13 protein-coding genes and 1 pseudogene are annotated in these 18,117 nt (G+C 35.4%); 1 reads left to right on the plus strand and 13 read right to left on the minus strand.

All coding sequences use genetic code 11. The annotated features are described in order from the left end of the window. Nucleotides 1-105: pseudogene (locus EOD40_RS18380) on the plus strand (IS982 family transposase); the annotation flags it as partial. Nucleotides 106-107: 2 nt separating this feature from the next. Here EOD40_RS18380 and EOD40_RS13300 read toward each other — a convergent pair. The 13 genes from EOD40_RS13300 to EOD40_RS13360 all read right to left on the minus strand — a co-directional run bounded on the left by EOD40_RS13300 (nt 108) and on the right by EOD40_RS13360 (nt 17,630). Next, complete coding sequence (locus EOD40_RS13300) at nt 108-2,138, minus strand: carboxypeptidase-like regulatory domain-containing protein (protein ID WP_128196334.1); 2,031 nt, start codon at nt 2,136-2,138, stop codon at nt 108-110. A gap of 133 nt (nt 2,139-2,271) precedes the next feature. After that, nucleotides 2,272-2,883: a helix-turn-helix domain-containing protein gene (locus EOD40_RS13305; RefSeq protein WP_128196336.1), complete on the minus strand. Its 612-nt coding sequence runs from the start codon at nt 2,881-2,883 to the stop codon at nt 2,272-2,274. 451 nt (nt 2,884-3,334) lie between these two features. Continuing rightward, a complete protein-coding gene (locus EOD40_RS13310) occupies nt 3,335-4,159 on the minus strand; it encodes an SDR family oxidoreductase (protein WP_231129631.1) in 825 nt (274 codons plus the stop codon). Further along, nucleotides 4,128-4,898, minus strand: coding sequence for an SDR family NAD(P)-dependent oxidoreductase (locus EOD40_RS13315; RefSeq protein WP_128196338.1), 771 nt, complete (start codon nt 4,896-4,898; stop codon nt 4,128-4,130). Before EOD40_RS13315 ends, EOD40_RS13310 begins: the two co-directional genes overlap by 32 nt. Next, nucleotides 4,891-6,081: a multidrug effflux MFS transporter gene (locus EOD40_RS13320; RefSeq protein ID WP_128196340.1), complete on the minus strand. Its 1,191-nt coding sequence runs from the start codon at nt 6,079-6,081 to the stop codon at nt 4,891-4,893. The genes EOD40_RS13315 and EOD40_RS13320 overlap by 8 nt, the downstream gene beginning before the upstream one ends. Before the next feature lie 265 nt (nt 6,082-6,346). After that, on the minus strand, nt 6,347-6,835 hold the full coding sequence (locus EOD40_RS13325) for a cupin domain-containing protein (RefSeq protein ID WP_128196342.1): 489 nt from the start codon (nt 6,833-6,835) through the stop codon (nt 6,347-6,349). A 13-nt stretch (nt 6,836-6,848) separates the two neighbouring features. Next, nucleotides 6,849-7,154, minus strand: coding sequence for a DUF3861 domain-containing protein (locus EOD40_RS13330; RefSeq protein WP_128196344.1), 306 nt, complete (start codon nt 7,152-7,154; stop codon nt 6,849-6,851). Then, entirely contained in the window at nt 7,154-8,032 is an 879-nt protein-coding gene (locus EOD40_RS13335; protein WP_128196346.1) for an alpha/beta hydrolase, read from the minus strand. The genes EOD40_RS13330 and EOD40_RS13335 overlap by 1 nt, the downstream gene beginning before the upstream one ends. 32 nt (nt 8,033-8,064) lie before the next feature. Continuing rightward, the gene (locus EOD40_RS13340; RefSeq protein WP_128196348.1) at nt 8,065-10,359 is read right to left on the minus strand and encodes a glycoside hydrolase family 3 N-terminal domain-containing protein; all 2,295 of its coding nucleotides are present in this window, start codon (nt 10,357-10,359) and stop codon (nt 8,065-8,067) included. 184 nt (nt 10,360-10,543) lie between these two features. Beyond that, nucleotides 10,544-11,977 (minus strand): glycoside hydrolase family 1 protein, encoded by a 1,434-nt coding sequence (locus EOD40_RS13345; protein WP_128196350.1) that lies wholly within the window; start codon nt 11,975-11,977, stop codon nt 10,544-10,546. A 58-nt stretch (nt 11,978-12,035) separates the two neighbouring features. Next, nucleotides 12,036-13,418, minus strand: coding sequence for a DUF1593 domain-containing protein (locus tag EOD40_RS13350; protein WP_128196352.1), 1,383 nt, complete (start codon nt 13,416-13,418; stop codon nt 12,036-12,038). 59 nt (nt 13,419-13,477) lie between these two features. Continuing rightward, entirely contained in the window at nt 13,478-14,719 is a 1,242-nt protein-coding gene (locus EOD40_RS13355) for an MFS transporter (protein WP_128196354.1), read from the minus strand. A 58-nt stretch (nt 14,720-14,777) separates the two neighbouring features. Next, complete coding sequence (locus EOD40_RS13360) at nt 14,778-17,630, minus strand: TonB-dependent receptor (protein ID WP_128196355.1); 2,853 nt, start codon at nt 17,628-17,630, stop codon at nt 14,778-14,780. Between the last annotated feature and the right edge of the window lie 487 nt (nt 17,631-18,117).

Below are 18,117 nucleotides of genomic sequence, written 5' to 3' on the forward strand. Positions count from 1 at the left end.
TTCAATAATATTTTTTCCGCTCTGATTGCTTACAACTTTGCAGACAAAAAACCGTCTTTGAAAAATAATTTCCTAGACACAAAACAATTAGTACTTTTTCAATAAGTTTATATCGAACTCACGTTAAAATTAATAATATCTGTTCCTAATACAGAATAATAATTGTCATAGATAGTTAACGGGTTGCCATCAAATCCTCCGCTTTTTGTTGTTCTAGCGGCTCTGTTATTGTTTCCTTTAATGCTGGCTGTTTCGTAGCGAATTCCCCAATCAAAATTAAGTTTTTCCGTTAGATTTAAATTGTTTCCAAGGAATAATGAAAGTTGGTTAGAGTTATAATCATAAGTACCACCACCAAATGAACCACCTAGTTTTAAGTATCCTGAATTGGGATCTGAAACTTGATATGCAGTTCCTGTACCGTCTTGTACAAAACTAACATCCAAAGGAGCAGTTTTATTTCCTATTGCAGATACTGAAAGTACCGGAGCGGTAATATTAGGATCCGAAATAATTCTGGAATTGGTGTAAAAGAAACCTCCGGTAATAGATCCTTTTTTAATCTTTTTGGTAACTGTAAATTGATTCATCAATTCATCAAGTGTGGTATAATTTTTTACTGAACCAGCATATCTTATGGCAGGTTTTTCGGGAACGGTTGCAGGTAAAGTAGAGTTTAATACAGTGTATACTGGTGTTCTACCTGCAAAATCTTGTTTTACTTGAGCAAGTACCTGTCCTGTTTCCCTGTCTTTGTATGTAATAACCCCTGGTCTGAAAATTTGTAATGTTCCCATTAAAAAATTTGTGGTAGGATCATCTAAATAACCAAAGTTAGTAGCGGTTTGACTATCTACATCTGCTAATTTTGAAGAGTATCTGATATTGTTATTTATTACCCAGCTATCTCCAATTTTTTGTTGCCAGTCAATACCGAAGTAAGCATCTTTTGAATGATTAAGATTAGTTGGGTCAAAAACGGTAGTCTTTGAATCCGATCTATTAGGTATAGTAACTTTAGTAGCAGTTAATGCATAAGAGTCTGTTTTTTTTACTCCATCTGCTAAAGTGATATCATTTCCAAATCCTTTTCCAATCAATGGAACATTTGAACCATTGTGATCATCCAGATATTTGGCATAAAATTTAACAGAACCACTATTGTAAGATTTCATAACGTTAGCTTTAATTTGGCCACCTCTGTTTTGAGCATAGCCAGCATAACGGGCTCCATTGGAATAGCGGTAAAATCCACCAATGTTATAAGACCACTTCTTGTCTTTTCCAAAAGTATCTCCAATGTTAATATCGCTTCTGGTATATAGGTTTTTACCATCTCCCTCTAAACCAATTTTTTGTCTAAATTCATTGGCTTTAGAACCGCTTCCTGTTTTTGATAAAAAATTAAAAACTCCACCAGGTGCATTTGCAGATGTAATTGAAGAAGTTCCTCCTCTTACAGCTTCAACGCGGTAGATAGTAGCATCTGAACGAAAGAAATAGTCTGCAGATAAGGAAGCACTATTTACTGCTGCTACTGGTAATCCGTCTTCTTGTAGAGAAACGTAATAATATCCATTAGGATCGTTTGCTAATCCCCCTACAGAATTGGCAGATACTCCTCTTGAATAGATAACATTTTTTACTTCGCCATAAGCAGAATTCACATATACTCCGGGTACTGTTTTTAACATGTCTGCGGCACTAGCTGGCGCTATTCTCTCCAATGTTTTGGCATTTATTGTCGAAATAGCCACTGATGCTCCCAGTTTTGTTCTTTTGTCAAACACACCTGTTACAACTACTTCGTCCAATGTAGCCTGATCTTCTTTTAAGCTAATATTCAATTTACTACTTTGAGGTACTTTTACAGTAGTTTTTTGAGTAGTAAATCCTATATAAGAAATATTGATTTTATAGGTTCCATCGTTTAGATTTCCAATGGTAAAATCACCATTGATGTCAGTAACTGCACTCTTGTTGTTTCCTTCTATAATAACTGTCGAACCAGGTAAACCTATTCCCTTGTCATCAGTCACTTTTCCTTGAATTTTCCCCTGTTGTGCAAATGAAGTAAGGCTACAACTGATAATTGCGATAAAAAGGAAGTAATCCTTTATTAATTGCATTGTTTTCATAATTTTTGGCTTTTTAAAATTACATTAGTTTTTTTTGGTTGCATAAAATATTGATATGATAATATTTTACATTACAAAGATGGGCAACAAAAAAATACTTTGTGATTCAAAAAAAGACAACTTTTATTCAAAATCAGTTCAATTGCTGATATTCTAGTGGAGTCATTCCTGTTTGTTTTTTGAAGAAACGAACAAAATTACTAGGGTTTTGATCGCAGAGTTTTATGGCTATTTCAGACACATTGAGGTCTGAATATTTTAAAAGGGTCTTGGCTTCTAATATCAGCATTTCTTTTAGTAAATCCTGTGCAGTTTTATTGGTACTTTTTTTTACGCATTTGTTTAGATAGTCAGGAGTTATGTTCATTGATTTAGCGTAATACAATATGTTTTGGTGTTCATATATGTTTTTTTCTAAAGCATTTTTGTAACGTTCTGTAATATCTAAAAAGGAGTTTTTTGTTTTCGTTGTTTGAAGAGGAATCTCTTTCTTTATCTCTTCAAAAATCACTAACAAATTGCATGAAATAAGTTGTTTGTTAGATGTTTTTTCTTCTTTGTATAGTTCTAGCGTTCTATTCAAAATAAGTTCTATATAGTTCAATGTATTTTCAGACAATTCAATTACTGGATGGGACTGATATTGAAAGAAAGGAAATTGTTTGCTAAGGAAGTTTTTAGGTAAATAGTCAAATATTTTTTCATCGAAATGACAATAGAAACCTTCGGCATCATCACTCATCATTTCGTGTTGGGTAATTTGATATGCTGGTAAAAAAATATAGAAGAAGTACTAAATTCATATTTGTTTAGTCCTTTAGTTCTTTTTGAAAGTCCTTTTTTTAGAAATATAAAATCATGTACCGTTTTTCGATGTGGCAGTACTTGAAAACTGGATTTATTGGAGAGATCTTCTATTCGATTAATATGATATTCTTGATGAGTCTGGCTGGACTTAAAAAGGCTCCAAATCGTATTGTCAGCATGTATTCGATCTATTTCGGATGCAATCAGAGTTGGTACGTATTCTTTATTAGACATCTTCGGATATTTTTATTATTTACATAAAATTACAAAAAAAAATATTCAATAATCGCAATGCTATTAGTACATCTGGCACTGACACCTTTTGTTTTTGCAGGAAAGCTGGGAACTTTAAAACCAAAAGGAGTTAAATTTCTAAATCGGTTATTTTTCTACGCAAATGCGCCTCCATCCACTGCCATAGCGTGTCCGGTAATGAAGCTAGATTGGTCAGAACACATCCATAAAGCCACATCGGCTACTTCCTGCGGCTGTCCCATACGTTTCATTCTTTGGAGATTGATTGCAGCTTCCAGGGCTTCAGGATTATGAGCCAGTTTTCTTCGCCCTTCCATAATCATTGGAGTTTCAATTGCTGTGGGGCAAATTGCATTGATGCGAATGTTTTTGGTCGCATTTTCTATAGCGGCACTTTTTACAATTCCAATGACTCCGTGTTTTGAGGCACAATAAGGAACATTGTCCGGTTGTCCCACTAATCCGGCCGCCGAGGCTACGCATACAATATTTCCACCGCCTTGTTTCAACATTTCTATTAACTGATATTTCACGCAATACCAGGTTCCGGTTAGGTTAATATTGATTTGTTGCAACCAGGCATCTTCAGGGTATTCATGTGTTGGTAAGGACAGAGTGCCTGCAATACCAGCTGAATTAACGGCACAATCCAAACGTCCAAATGTCTTAATGGTTTGTTCTATCATGTTTTGCACTTCTTCTCTTTTCGAAATATCACACTTTACAAAAAAAGCTGATTTTCCTAATGCTTTGATTTCGTTTACCACCAATTCTCCTGCGGTTTCATTTACATCTGAAACCACCACATTCGCTCCTTCTTTAGCAAAAGAAATAGCCGTAGCTCTTCCAATTCCTGATGAAGCACCTGTTACCAGACAAACTTTATTTTCAAATCGTTTCATTGTATTTCGTTTTATTTTATCTAATTCAATTTCCGTCACTAATGGTTGTTCCTCCATCTATAATGATATTTTGACCCGTTATAAATCCACCAGCTTTAGAGGCTAATAAGAGTGCCATTCCGGCAACTTCTTCTACTTTTCCAATTCTTCGTAACGGAGTCAGTAAAATTCTTTTTTCTATTACTTCCGGATTATTAGTCATGGCTTTTGCAAATTCGGTGTCTATTACTCCAGGGGAAATCGCATTTACACGAATGTTATCCGGTCCGAATTCTACGGCGAGATTACGTGCCAATTGTGCTAATCCTGCTTTTGAAATACCATATAATCCTAAGTTTTTATTTCCTCTTACGCTGGATAAACTGGATAGGTAAATGATAATGCCCTCTTTTTTGTCCTGCATTTTCGGAATCACTTTTTGAGTGATATAAATTGCGCTTTGTAAATTGATTTGCATTGTTTTTTCAAAAGTTGCAGAATCTATTTCTAAAAAAGATCCCGGAATTGCAATCCCTACACAATGAATTAAAATGTCAATTTCTCCTGCTTTTTCTTTTGTTTCCAATACTAATGCATCAATATTTTCTTTTTTTGAAACATCACAAGGAATTGCAATAGCCTTGATTCCTTTATTTTGAAATTTCTCCTGAGTTTTTAAACAGCCTTGCTCGTCATTGCTTGACACGATTACTGTGGCGCCATGAATACCTAAAAGTTCTGCAATGGCTTTACCCATACCACTTGTGGAGCCAGTTATAAGAGCCACTTTATTTTCAACAGAAAAAAGATTACGCATAATTTTTTTGTTTTAGACGATATAATGTTGACGAGCTTATCAGTGCAATAACGCTCAGCGTAATCACCATGGGTAATGCCGATGCTTGTTGGAAATTACTCAGGATGACTGTAACTATTGTACTTAAACCCATTTGGATACTTCCCATTAATGCAGCGGCACTTCCAATATTTTCCGAAAAAGGACGAATCGCCAGAGCCATAGTGTTGGGTGTGATTAAATGCAACGACAGCATGTAGCAGCTTATTCCAAACAACATAAAGGGAACAGAAAAAAAGTGAATGCTTATGAATACCAGTAAGGCACAAATAAATAATTGGGTAAAGGCAGCAACAATAGCTATTTGACTACTGGGAAAATGTTTTAAAAAGTATCTATTGGATTGATTACTAATTAATAAACAAGAGCCTGTTGTTGCAAAAAGCCAACCAAATTGACTCTCGGTTAATCCTAATAATTTAATAAAAACAAAAGAAGAGCTTGAAATCCAGGTAAAAAGTCCGCCACTTGCTAAAGCTGCCACAAATGAATAGCTCCAAAATGTTGGTGTTTTTAATACTGAGGTATAAGTATTTAAAATTGATTTTGGTCTCAGGGAATATTGTTTTTCAGGGATATAATTATCTGATAAGAAAAAGGACAAGGCAATAATTAAAGAACCGGACATAATAGCAAGCATGATAAAAATAGCTCTCCAGGAATAAAATTGAAGCACTAATGCACCAACTGATGGAGCAATTATAGGTGAGACGCCCATAACAAGAGCCATTGATGAAAATATACTAGCTGTTTTTTCAACAGGAAAATTATCTCTTACGATGGCGCGGCTTCCCACAGTACAAATGCTAATTCCTATGGCTTGAAAAAAACGCAATACGATTAAGAAGCTAACATTCGATGCTACTGCACATCCTAAAGAAGTGAGCAGGAATAGGCTAAGACCTAACAGCATTGGTTTTTTACGGCCAAATTTGTCCAGTAAAGGTCCATTTATCAGCTGACCTAAGCAGGAACCTGCAAAAAAAGTACTCATTGACAAAGTGATTTGTCCTATGTCTGTTCCCAGTACTCTGGCCATTTCAGGAAATGCGGGCAAATACAAATCGGTTGAAAAAGGCATGAGCCCATTCAGTAAACCTAAAATAATAATAAGTTGTTTGTTTTTTTTGTTGTCTTCGCTCATTTCATTGTATCATTTACCATTAGTCCATGCTTTTAAAATAGAAGAGGAGTTTTTTAGTTTATAATAATCCATTGGGTGTAATTATTAAAATTGTCAGTTCGAGTGTTTTTTGTGGAGTAAAACGGAACAAAAAATGTATCGAGAACCGTTTTTAATGAAATTTTTCTTGTTCTCGATACAATCCCGCCCAAAAGCGGGATCACTCGAACTGACGAAAAATTATCATCAAAAACTAATTTCACCCAACGGGTTTTATTAATAGATTCTAATGTTGCATATATTCAGGAAGCGGCATTCCGTTGATCTCATAAGGTTTTGCCTCAATAAGTACAAAGACAATCCGGCAAACTTCAGTTTTACTTGGGTTTTTCCATTTGTGTAGTGTTCCGCGTTGCACTATAATTTGTCCTGGACCAATTCTCTTTGAGACTTCATTTTCTAGTTCAAGTTCGATTTCGCCACTAATTACAATCCCATAATCAATACTGTCCGTTCGGTGAAGGGGAGAACTGGCACCAGGTAACATATCTACAATGCGAATTACAGAACCTCCTTTTAGAGTTGTTCCGGCATCTCTTTTGGCACCATCAATGGTATCATTACAATCTGCAGGAACGCTAGCTGTTGTCCATATTGTAGCCATAGCAGCATCGCCGGTTGGGATAATAAGGGTTTCAAATTCTTCGTCGGAAGTGAATACCGCAGTGCCTTCGGAAGTATGACCGGTTACAATTCTTCTAATTGGTAAGTCCATTTTGCCTTTGTTTTTATTCTTTAGTTGGAGTTGATTTTAACTTTTTCATAAACTCACTGAAAGCGGGTCTAAACTCACTAAAAAGTTCATTCTCCCTGTTTTTTAGCATCACTTCGCTAAACATTTTTAAACCAATGGCAAATTCAGCAGCCTGATCTTTAGTTTTAAAAATGTCCCTGTTTTTCATTCTTTCGATTATCGTAAAAATGTTATCGTGATTATCAAATGCTAATTCAATAGGAGCGTAGACTGTATCATCAACTTTAGATGTTTCTAATAGCTCCAGTCTTAGTTTGTATTTATTTGTTCTCTTTTCCATTATAATTTTTTTAAAAATCCTTGTAATTCTAACCAATCTCCATAGCGATCAATCCAACTTTCAACCGGTAAGTTCATTTTACGCATCCCAAAACCATGGCCTCCTTTAGAATAAATATGCAATTCTGCCGATTTTCCAGCCGCTAACCAATTGGAATAAGTTTGCACACTATTTGGCGCTAAGCCCAATTGATCATCCGATGCAGCCGCGATAAATAGAGGAGGAGCATCAACAGGAACCACCGTGTTTTTTAAGGCTCCGGTATAGGCATAAATAGGGGCAGCAAAATCCGGACGGTTATTTCCTTTCGAATTGTAAACAGTACCAGCGGCTACAGTTCCTCCTGCTGAGAAACCTATAATCCCAATTTTGTTTTTCTCGATGTTAAATTCAGCTGCATGGTTTCTTACATATTCTATCGCTGCCTGCCCATCGGCAATGGCTAATGTGACAACTGGCGCATTGATAGAATCTAATTTTTTTCTGTTTTCGAATAAAGGAAAAAGCTCTTTTACGGGGTCGTCAGTTTCGCTTTTTACGAGTCGGTATTTTAAAACGAAGGCAGTTATCCCTTTAGAATTTAACCATTTCGCCACATCAATTCCTTCGCTGTTTATCGATAAGGTATGAAAACCACCTCCGGGACAAACGATTACTGCTGTTCCGTTTGCCAGGGCTTTGTCCGGCGCATACATCGTAAGTGTGGGTTGGGAAACATTGTATATTACCTGGGTTTGAAACGTTTCTGAAAACATTTCTTTTTCCTGCCAATTCCAGTTTTCTGAACCGGGAGCTTTACCTTGGTAGAGTGGAATTACTTTTTGTGCATTTGATACAAAAGCACTAAATACCAGTAAGATTAAAAATTTATTTTTCATTTTTTCTATGTTTTTTATTTTTCGAAAATCATTTATTTAACTATCAAATCTTTTGAAAGATTGAACTCCTTTGTTTGTTTGATATCCAATGAAGAAGTTCCTATTCGGATGCTGTATTTTCCAGCCTCGGCAATCCAAGACGATAGAGACGAATCAAAAGAAGCCAGTTCAGCAGGAGTAAGGGTGAAGCTGATGGTTTGAGATTCTCCCGCTTGTAATAATTTAGTTTTTGCAAAGCCTTTCAACTCTTCAGAAGGTTTTTTTAGTTTTTCAGATGGAGCGCTTAAATACAATTGTACTACCTCTTTACCTGCGGTTTTACCACTATTTTTTATGGTAATGGTTGCTGTAATTTTATCTTTAAATTCAGTTGAACTGAGTTTGATAGCGCTGTATTCAAATTGGGTATAACTCAAACCGAAACCAAATTCATAAGCAGTTTTTACTTTTTTAGTGTTGAAATAACGGTAACCCACATAAATATCTTCCTCATATGAAATTTCGGAAGGATAAGTAGGCATCACAGGGTCTAAAGGGGCATCGTCTTTAATACCTGATAGTTTTCCAGGGAAATTTTTAGCAGAAGAATCATCGCTATAGTTTATTTGAAATGAAGCAGTTAATTTTCCGGATGGGTTTACAGTTCCATCAAGGATATCTGCCATTGCAGTTCCACCTTCCATACCCGGTTGCCAAGCCATCAGAATAGCATCTACCCAAGGACTCCAACTTGCGGTTTCAATAACACCACCCGCGTTGATCACTACAATAACTTTCTTATTTTTAGCATGGAATGATTCAGAAAGTGCTTGAAGTGTTTGTTTTTCAGCCTCGGTTAAATTGAAATCATTTTCTACTTTACGATCTTTTGATTCTCCAGACAATCTAGCAATTGTGATTATAGCAACATCAGCGTTATCTGCTGCTTGTAGTATCAGCTCTTTTTCAACACTCATTTCTTTGATAGTCGTAGGATTAAAAACGGTTTCAAGTGATGTTGGAGGTAATTTTGATTTTTCTATTTTTAAATAATTTTGATAGCTTGAATTGATATTTTCTATAAGTTTAAAACCAGAGTTTACTAATCCATTATCAAGGGAAATAGTATAATCTTTAACTACATCACCACTTCCTGAACCACCTGCAATGATATCATAGGATGCATTTCCAAATAAAGCAACGGTTACGGATTTACTTAAAGGCAAAGTATTGTTGTTTTTTAATAAAACCATTCCTTCTGATGCTGCTTTTCGAGAAATTACAGCATGCTCTTTTAGGTTAGGATTGTTAGAGTATTTGTATTTGCTGAATGTGGATGATTTTAAAACCAGATTCAATACTCTTTCTACGCTTAAATCTAAAGTAGCTAGGGGTAAAGTGCCATTTTTTACAGCAGCAATTAAGGCTTGTGTTTGGTCTGGCCTTCCCGGCATTTGCAGGTCATTTCCAGCTTTTAATGAGTTAACTACATTTTTTCCAGCAAACCAATCACTCATTACAAGACCTTTAAATCCCCATTCTTTGCGTAAAATTTTGCTTATCAAATCTTTGCTTTCTGATGTATAAGTTCCGTTAATAAGATTGTATGAAGACATTACTGTCCATGGGCTGGTTTTTTTGATTGTGATTTCAAAATTTTTCAAATAGATTTCTCTTAAAGCACGCTCACTAACCAAGGTGTTCAGTTTCATTCTATTGGTTTCGGTATTGTTAGCTGCAAAATGTTTGAGCGATGCCCCAATACCATAATCTTGAATTCCATTAATAACTGCGGCTGCAATATTTCCAGATAAAAAAGGATCTTCGGAATAGTATTCAAAATTTCTTCCTCCTAAAGGGTTTCTCTGAATATTGGATGCAGGAGCTAACATAATATCGATTCCAAATTCCTTAGCTTCACTACCAATAATTCCACCTACTTTTCGCACTAATTCAGGATTCCAAGTACAAGCCAATAATGTCCCTATTGGGATTGCAGTAGTCTTAGGTGGAGTTGATTTATAATTTAAAAAGTGAACACCGGCGGGACCATCATTTAAAACTAAACTTGGTATCCCTAAACGCTCAATAGCATGAGTTCTACCAGAAGTTCCCGGTACTTTTGGTTCAATTTTGTCGTCTTCAGGATCTGCTGGAGGCAATATTCCCGGTGGCATTCCTGGTACATTCATACCCATTCCTATTACTAACTTCACTTTTTCGTCAAGCGTCAAAGCTTTGATTACTTGTTTGATGTTGTTCTTGTTTAGTTGGGGTAATGCTTTTTGCTGTGCCGAAGCGATCACACTAAGGCAAGTAAAACTTATTAGAAGAAGAGTTTTTTTCATGAGAATTATGATTTTATAATAGTAAGAATGATCTTTTGATGGAGATAATGATTTTACCTTCTGAAGTAATTTAAGTTCATGAAATTAAATTACTTATAGGTATAGGAAGTGTATTGGATATTATTTAAAGCAAATAATATCCAATGAACACTTGAAAAATTAGGGTTTGTGTTTTGCTGACTAATTACAGTTTTTTGTTCTGCTGAATTATTTTTTGATATTCATAAAAACTTTGTTTTGGGATACGTTCCTGTGTTTCGAAATTGACATGTATTAATCCAAAACGAACGGAATAACCAAAAACCCATTCGAAGTTATCCCAACCACTCCAAACCATATATCCAATTAATTTAACTCCTTCTTTTTTAGCTTTCAAAGCTGCATCAATATGGCGTTTTATATAATCAGCACGATAGGAATCGTTTACTTTTCCATTGACAATTTCATCCTCACCATTATTAAAACTAGCACCATTTTCGGTAATCATCATTTCAGGATTATTGTATTCTTTTTTAATTCGCATCAATAATTGGTATAAGGCTTCCGGTCTTACAGGTCCGTTATTTGATTTTACAGCATCAGGATTTGTGTCCATCCAATTTGTTCCCATAGGACTGTTTGGATCTGCTTTTACGAATCCCGGAGCATAAAAATTAATACCTAAAAAGTCTGGTTTTTGCGAAGCCAATAAAGCCATTTCTTTGTCAGTAGGATTAAAATTAGGATTGTATTTTTTTAGAGAATCAGTTGCCTGTTTTGGGTAAGTTCCTTTTAACACAGGATCTAACATGATTGTGTTTAATAGCTGATCTTGTAATGCAGTTGCTTTTACATCGTTTGGATTGTTTTTATCTGCTGGACTACAGGGTGATAAGTTGAGGGTAATTCCAATTTTTCCACCCAATTTCATGTCATGATATAGTTTTATAACCGTTACGTTTGCTAATAATTGATTGTGTACTTTTGTGATTCCCTTGGCATAACGAACATTCATCGGTTCTTTACTTTGGTCAATATTCATTAGATATTCGGCTAAGAAAAATTCAATATAAGGTTCGTTGAACGTAATGAATTTCTTTACTTTTTTTCCATATCTCTTAAATACAACCGATGCATAGTTTTTATACCAGTTAATCATTTCTGGATTTCCCCAACCGCCTTTTTGTAAAAGGGCAAAAGGAAAATCAAAATGATAAAGGGTAACAATAGGTTCAATTCCTGCAGCTTTCAAATCATCAATCAGGAGATCATAATGGGCTAATGCTTTTTCGTTTACGGCACCAATACCATCCGGGATAATACGGCTCCAGTCTAATGAAAAACGATAGGAGTTTACACCCAGCTTTTTCATTAATTGAATGTCTTTTAGGTATTGGTTACGGTCATACATGTTGATAGCCACGTTTCCTGTTTCTTTTTTTCCAATAGTAAATTGGGTTACACCTACTTTATTGGCAAGGAAATCCCATTTTGATTCGCCTTTACCATCTGCTTGATAGGCACCTTCAACCTGATAAGCTGCAGAAGCCACACCCCATAAAAAGTTGTCTTTTTTCTGAGCAGTAACCGTAAGCCCTGTGAGTACAATTAAGCTGAATGTGATAAAAAATTTGTTCATGATTCTTATTGTTTTTAAAGATTGGGTGTTGTTTTAGTAAGTTCTATGAATTGATTACTTAAAGTGAAGGTAATACGGTTATTATAACTCTTTTGTAACGTGTTAATGAGGGAGTACCATCATCATTTAAAATTAATACGACATGTATAGTTTCTGGTTTTGATACATTTGGAGCCACAAAAGAAGCTTTAGCAGCATTTTTATTTGTAATTTCAATAGGTCCCCAATTCATATAAGTACCTACTTCCTGATAATACATCCATTCAAATTGCAAATTGTTTTTGTCAGGATCAGTGCTGTTTGAAGCATCTAAATAAACGGTTTCACCACTTTTTACTGTTATTAAATCAGTATGCGTAATTTTAGGAATAGGTGGATGATTAGCCTCGTTATATGGTTTTACACACCAATCCATTCGGGCGGCGAAATCATTTTGATAGGCATTTCTCCAACGCCATATAGTGGCTTTGTCACTAAAATAGAAATTGCCATCAAAGCCTTTTACTTTATCTTCGGTGTTAGTCCAAATAGGTCGGGTTTCAATTTCCGTATGCCAATTTCGATGGCGGGGAGTATACAGTTCATATCGACCACCCCAACTGCCATAATTTGGATTTTCAGGACTTCCTAAGCCATTGTTAATAAGGTACAAAAAACTTGGACTGTCACCTTCCATAATAAATTTCCATTCCGGATATTCTGCACCTAAGGCACCGTGGTTAGTACGTATATTTTCTGATAACCATTTGTTGCTAACCAAATTAGAATCTGGTCCGGAAAATTGCCCCATTTTCTCACCGCTTATTCCAGCCCAAGTGGAATAATCATAATAACCCGGACTAAATATATAGAACAAATTGGGAAAGGTTTTTCGAATCCAATAACCGGAGTCATCCTGGTCACTTATTGCATATACTCTTAGTTTTGAAACAAACTTTTCTACTTCAAATGCTGATCGGGTCATTCTTACTTTCCATAAAGCTTGTGCTAAACAATTTGGTCCACCCCATACAGTAACCCAAACAGGTCTGTTATCTTCTTTATCAACCACTGAAATTATCCAGTCAGATCCTTCTGAATCTTTGTCTTTTCCAACGCCTTCCATTCCAAAAACAGGAATTCCCTTTTTGATAATTCCATGTAAATAATCTTCTTTAGGAAAACCTTCTTCATGTAAAATTAAATTGTTTCGGACTTTTCCATAAGCTGTAACAATTTCGTGCATTCGCCAATCAGCAATTTTATCCTTCATATGTGCTGAAGTTGTTGCAATTAGCCCTTCTATATCCCACATGTTTGAATATGTTAGAAAACGAACCAATGATTCGGTGTCATCCGGTTCATTTTCGATATCACTTAATACTAAAATCCGTTGTTTTTGACCAAATGATAAACAAGAAAAAAGGATTAGAGAAAGCGTTAAGATTATATGTTTTTTCATAAAACGATTTTAAAATTGTAATCTGCAAGTCAATATGATTTTGCGTGTCTTGTTTGTGTTTAATTTGTTTCAAATGCTGTTTCAATTTCCGAAAAACTTTCTTTTTTACTTAAGCTTTTATTGCTTTCCAGTAATTTAGAAACAAAAAACAAACCTAAGGCAGCCATTGCTGCAGACACCCATAAAAAAGCCGATGGATCTGTTTTATCTGAAAGGACACCCGCTATTGAAGGAATAATTACACCTCCCACGATTTCTCCAAGTCCCATTACGAGTCCCATGGCTTTGGCTCTTAAATGGATTGGCACCGCTTCCGAAGGAATTACCGCGGCTACCATCGCAACACAGCCCATCGCAAAATAGCTGATAAACATTAAAGGAAGCTGAAAAATATTGCCTTTGAGAAAGAATACTGCGAAAGGATATAGAATACCCAGGCTTATAAAGATATACATGATGGGTTTGCGTCCGTATTTATCAGAAAGTCCCGGAACAATTATTGAGCCTATTAAACCGGATAGTCCAAGGAGTCCCATTGTTTTCCCCATTTCATCAGGAGTCATCCCCTGTACATTTACAAAATACTTAGAGATGAAAGGAAGTGTGGCGAACCACCATCCGAAAGCACAACAGGCCAAAGGAATTTCCCATTTTATATTGTTGTATTGCAAAAGTTCGGTGAAATTTATCGAAGCATCAGCTTTTTTTTCAGTACTCTCAGCCGTTGATTTTTTGACATAACGCCAGGAGAGTAGTGCCAAAATAATCCCTGGGATTCCAGCCACAAAAAAAGCTTTTCTCCAACCCATACTTTCAGCGATTGCTACTAAAATAATCGGGGCGAGGATGGAACCAAAAAGAGCCGAACCTATACCTTGCAGGATTCCTGCATTAAGTCCCAGACGATTGGGAGAGGATTCTCTTTCTACAAAATTCTGTGCCAATGGAATCACTGCACCTTCCGAAAATCCCATGATGAATCGGGCTAAAAATAGTCCGGCAAAGGAAAGGGCAATTCCGGAACCGAAGGAACACAGTGAGAAAGTGATTACCGCGGTCAGGAAAACCAATTTTTTTCGGTTTTTGACTTCTGCCCATGCCACTGTAAAATAACTTGAAAAAGCCCAGGCTAATGAAAGAGACCCAGCTAGTAATCCTATTTGGGTGTCACTCAATACGAGGTCTTTTGCAATATAAGGCATCAGGAAATTAAGTGCTAAACGGTCAAAAAAGAGGCAGCCAAATACTAAAGCCATTAAGCCGACCATTCCGTTTTCGTAAGTGAATAATGATTTTTTCATAATCAAAAATGAATAAATCCCCCGAAAGGGGGATTTTGATTAAAACTCAATAATTTAATTAAAATTTATAAGAAGCAGTCAGGAAAAAAGCTCTTGGCATACTTCCCTGAGTAGAATAAGCTGCATTAGGATTAGCTGCTACAAATTCTTTTGTAACTGACTGGCGGTCTAAGGCAGCAGGGAAACCTCCTGTACCGGACCAACCCATCACTCCATAGGTATTCAAAAGATTGTTTACGTTAGCTTGGATTCCGAATTTTTTATTAAAATCATATCCCATAGCTAAGTCTAATGTAGTGAATGCGGGTAACTTGAAAGCGTTTTGAAGATTAGCCTGTCTGGCACCCATGTAACCAACATTTAAAGAGCTATAGAAATTTTTGTAATTATAACTTGGACTAACATTAAAGATTAATTTAGCATTATTATCCGTTTCGTTTCCGGATAAATCTTGTAGTACATCATCATTTGGTCCAGCACTATTGGCAATCCATGTTTTGTAAGTTGTTGCTTTAGAATTTTGAATTGTAGCACCTGCTTTTAGAGCAAATTGATCAGTAAAAGCATAGTTGCTTTCTAGTTCAAGTCCATAAGTTCTGTATGCATTAAATTGGTTACCAGGATTGTAATAAGTTCCATTAGTATTTAAGAAAGTTTGTGATGTAGATACATTGCTCAATGTACTGTAAAAAGGTGTTGCAAATACTTTAAGTTTAGGAGTATTTATTTTATATCCTATTTCAAATTGCTCTATTTTTTGAGCATTTGGTTTAGAGTTGTCAACCAGGAATTGAGATGTCTGGTCTAAATAGAAATTAATATCCGGAGATTTTTTTCCATTAGAATAGCGAAAATAAATTGCCTGATCATCAGCTAGTTTGTAGTTTAAACCTCCTGAAAATGAAACAGTATTCACAGTTTTGTCAACATTTAAACGTGGACCGGCCGTTCCTCCAAAATTGTCATATATTGTTAATGGATTGTTGTCAAGACCTGCTGATTCAGCATTAGCAATAGGTTGTGAATTATAACCATAAACATGTAATGATTCATAACGGATCCCCCAATCAAAAATCAATTTTTCAGAAATATTCCATTCGTGTCCAAAGTATGCTGCAGATTGTGTTTGTCTGAATGAGGCAGTACTGGCTCCAGCACTTCCCGGAAGTTGCACTCCATTAGGATCGGTTACCTGATACGTTTTTCCGTCAAAACCGGCTAAGCTAATGTCAACCAAATGCGGTTTGTCTTGCATGGTACCTACTGCAAAACCGAAATCCTGAGATCCACCAATTCTACTTATCTGTGAATTTGCATAAAAACCACCCAAAATGAAATTCATGTTTTTTACTTTTTTGCTGATGCTAAAATTATCCATGAACTCATTCGTTTTACGTTCAGTGTAGAAAAGAGGCAAAAAGAATAAAGAGTTTTTCTGTACATTACTTCCAGGGAAATTATTGTTAGCACCCGGAGTAAAATTAAATCCTGCAAAGTTTCCATTGATGATATTAGGAGATTGTGTAACAGTTCCTAAAAGTTGTCCTGTAACTCGGTCGGTGAAACTATAAGTTCCAAATTTCCCTAATGTATGTCCGATAGCATAAAATAATAAATTATCTGTGGCAAATGGAGTAACAACTGCCGGTGAATTGCTATCATATTTCATTTTTTGTAAACGGAAATCATTTTTTAATTTAAATCCTGCACCAAGATCATGATTCCAGTTTACAGTTACAGCTTGTTGTCTTGAATGTGATTTATCTTTGGAATCAAATGTTCTTGAATCGGTATCATTGATAGGGATTTGCATTGTTAATTTTGGAAGATAGTAGGAATCAGTAGCTGAAAAACCGGCAGGAATTTTGGGATCATTCCATCCTATTGTTGGAGTAAATTCGGCTGTAGCGTTTTTATCATCTAATATTTTAGCAGATATTTTTATGCTTCCTTTTTTATATTTATTCATAATATTGGCTCTGATTTGTCCACCATTATTCATAGGATAATCTAATTGTCTGGCACCATCAGATTCTCTGTAAAAACCGCTTAAGTTATAAGTTAAAGAACCTGATTGGTTAAAAGATCCACCTAAATTAAGATCGGTTCTGTAGTAAGGATTTTTTAGATTTCCTTCCAATCCAAATTTTGATCTTATTTCTCCAGCAAAAGTTTTTCCACCTTCTTTAGAAACATAATTAAAAATTCCACCCGGGGCATTGGCTCCTAAAATTGAGGCTGTTCCTCCTCTTACTGCTTCCACTCTTGCAGTTCCTGCATCAGGTCTAAGGAAATAATCTACTCCTAAATTAAGGTTGGTAACCGGTAAACCGTCTTCTTGCATAGAAACATAATAGTAACCATTAGCATTTTCGATAGAACCGGCTGAAATACCTCTGGAATATACGGTATTTGATACTTCACCTCTGGCCTGATTTACATAAACGCCAGGTATGTTTTTCAATAAATCCCCGGCACTGGTAGCAGCAGTTCTTTCAATTTGTTTTGCATTCATTGTAGAAATAGCTACAGATGATTGCATTTTAGTACGTTTGTCAAAAACTCCGGTAATAACGACTTCGTCAAGTACAGCCTGATCGTCTAATAAAGTAATATTTAATGGTCCTGATTGTGGAACTTTAACGCTTAGTTTTTGAGTTTTAAATCCAATGAAAGAAACTGAGATTTGATATGTTCCGTTTTTAAGACCAGTTAAAGTAAAGTTTCCATCAAAATCGGTATTCTGAGCTTTAGTAGTTCCTTCAATTAATACTGAAGTCCCTGCTAATCCCATTCCACCTGAATCGGATACTTTTCCTTGAATTTTTCCTTCTTGAGCATATATGCTTAAGCTAAAGAAACTGGTGCTGATGGTAAGGATTAGAATCCTAATGAATTGTGATGTTTTCATAAAATTGCACTTTTTTTAATTAGATTAGTTTTTTTTGGTTTGATTAAATATGTATATCGTAAAATCTACAAGACAAAATTGGGGATTAAATAACGATTTGGTTAATCAAAAAAAGGCCACAACTATTCAAAATCAATACTTTTAGTTAAAAAAGCAGAAAAAGGAGTTGTTTTTTTAATCGCATCCACAGTTTTGAGTTTGTTTTGAATAGGTATTAGAAAATACCATATACAAACAGATTCTATTATTAATGACTGGATTGAATGAGTTTGTGTGTTTTTTAGTTTAGTTGTTGTTAATTGGTTGTTTGTGATGGTTTTATGGTTTGTGATGGTTTTGATTTCGGATGCTGGCTCTTGTTCTGTTTAAAAAATAACAGCAGTTCTGAATTACACTATTTGTTAAATGTATTTTTACTTTTATGAAGTTTATATAAGCTATTCAAAATAAATTCTCTCCTAAATTATAATTTGCTCTGTAGTTGTGT

Source organism: Flavobacterium sufflavum, assembly GCF_004016525.1.
GTDB classification, from domain to species: domain Bacteria; phylum Bacteroidota; class Bacteroidia; order Flavobacteriales; family Flavobacteriaceae; genus Flavobacterium; species Flavobacterium sufflavum.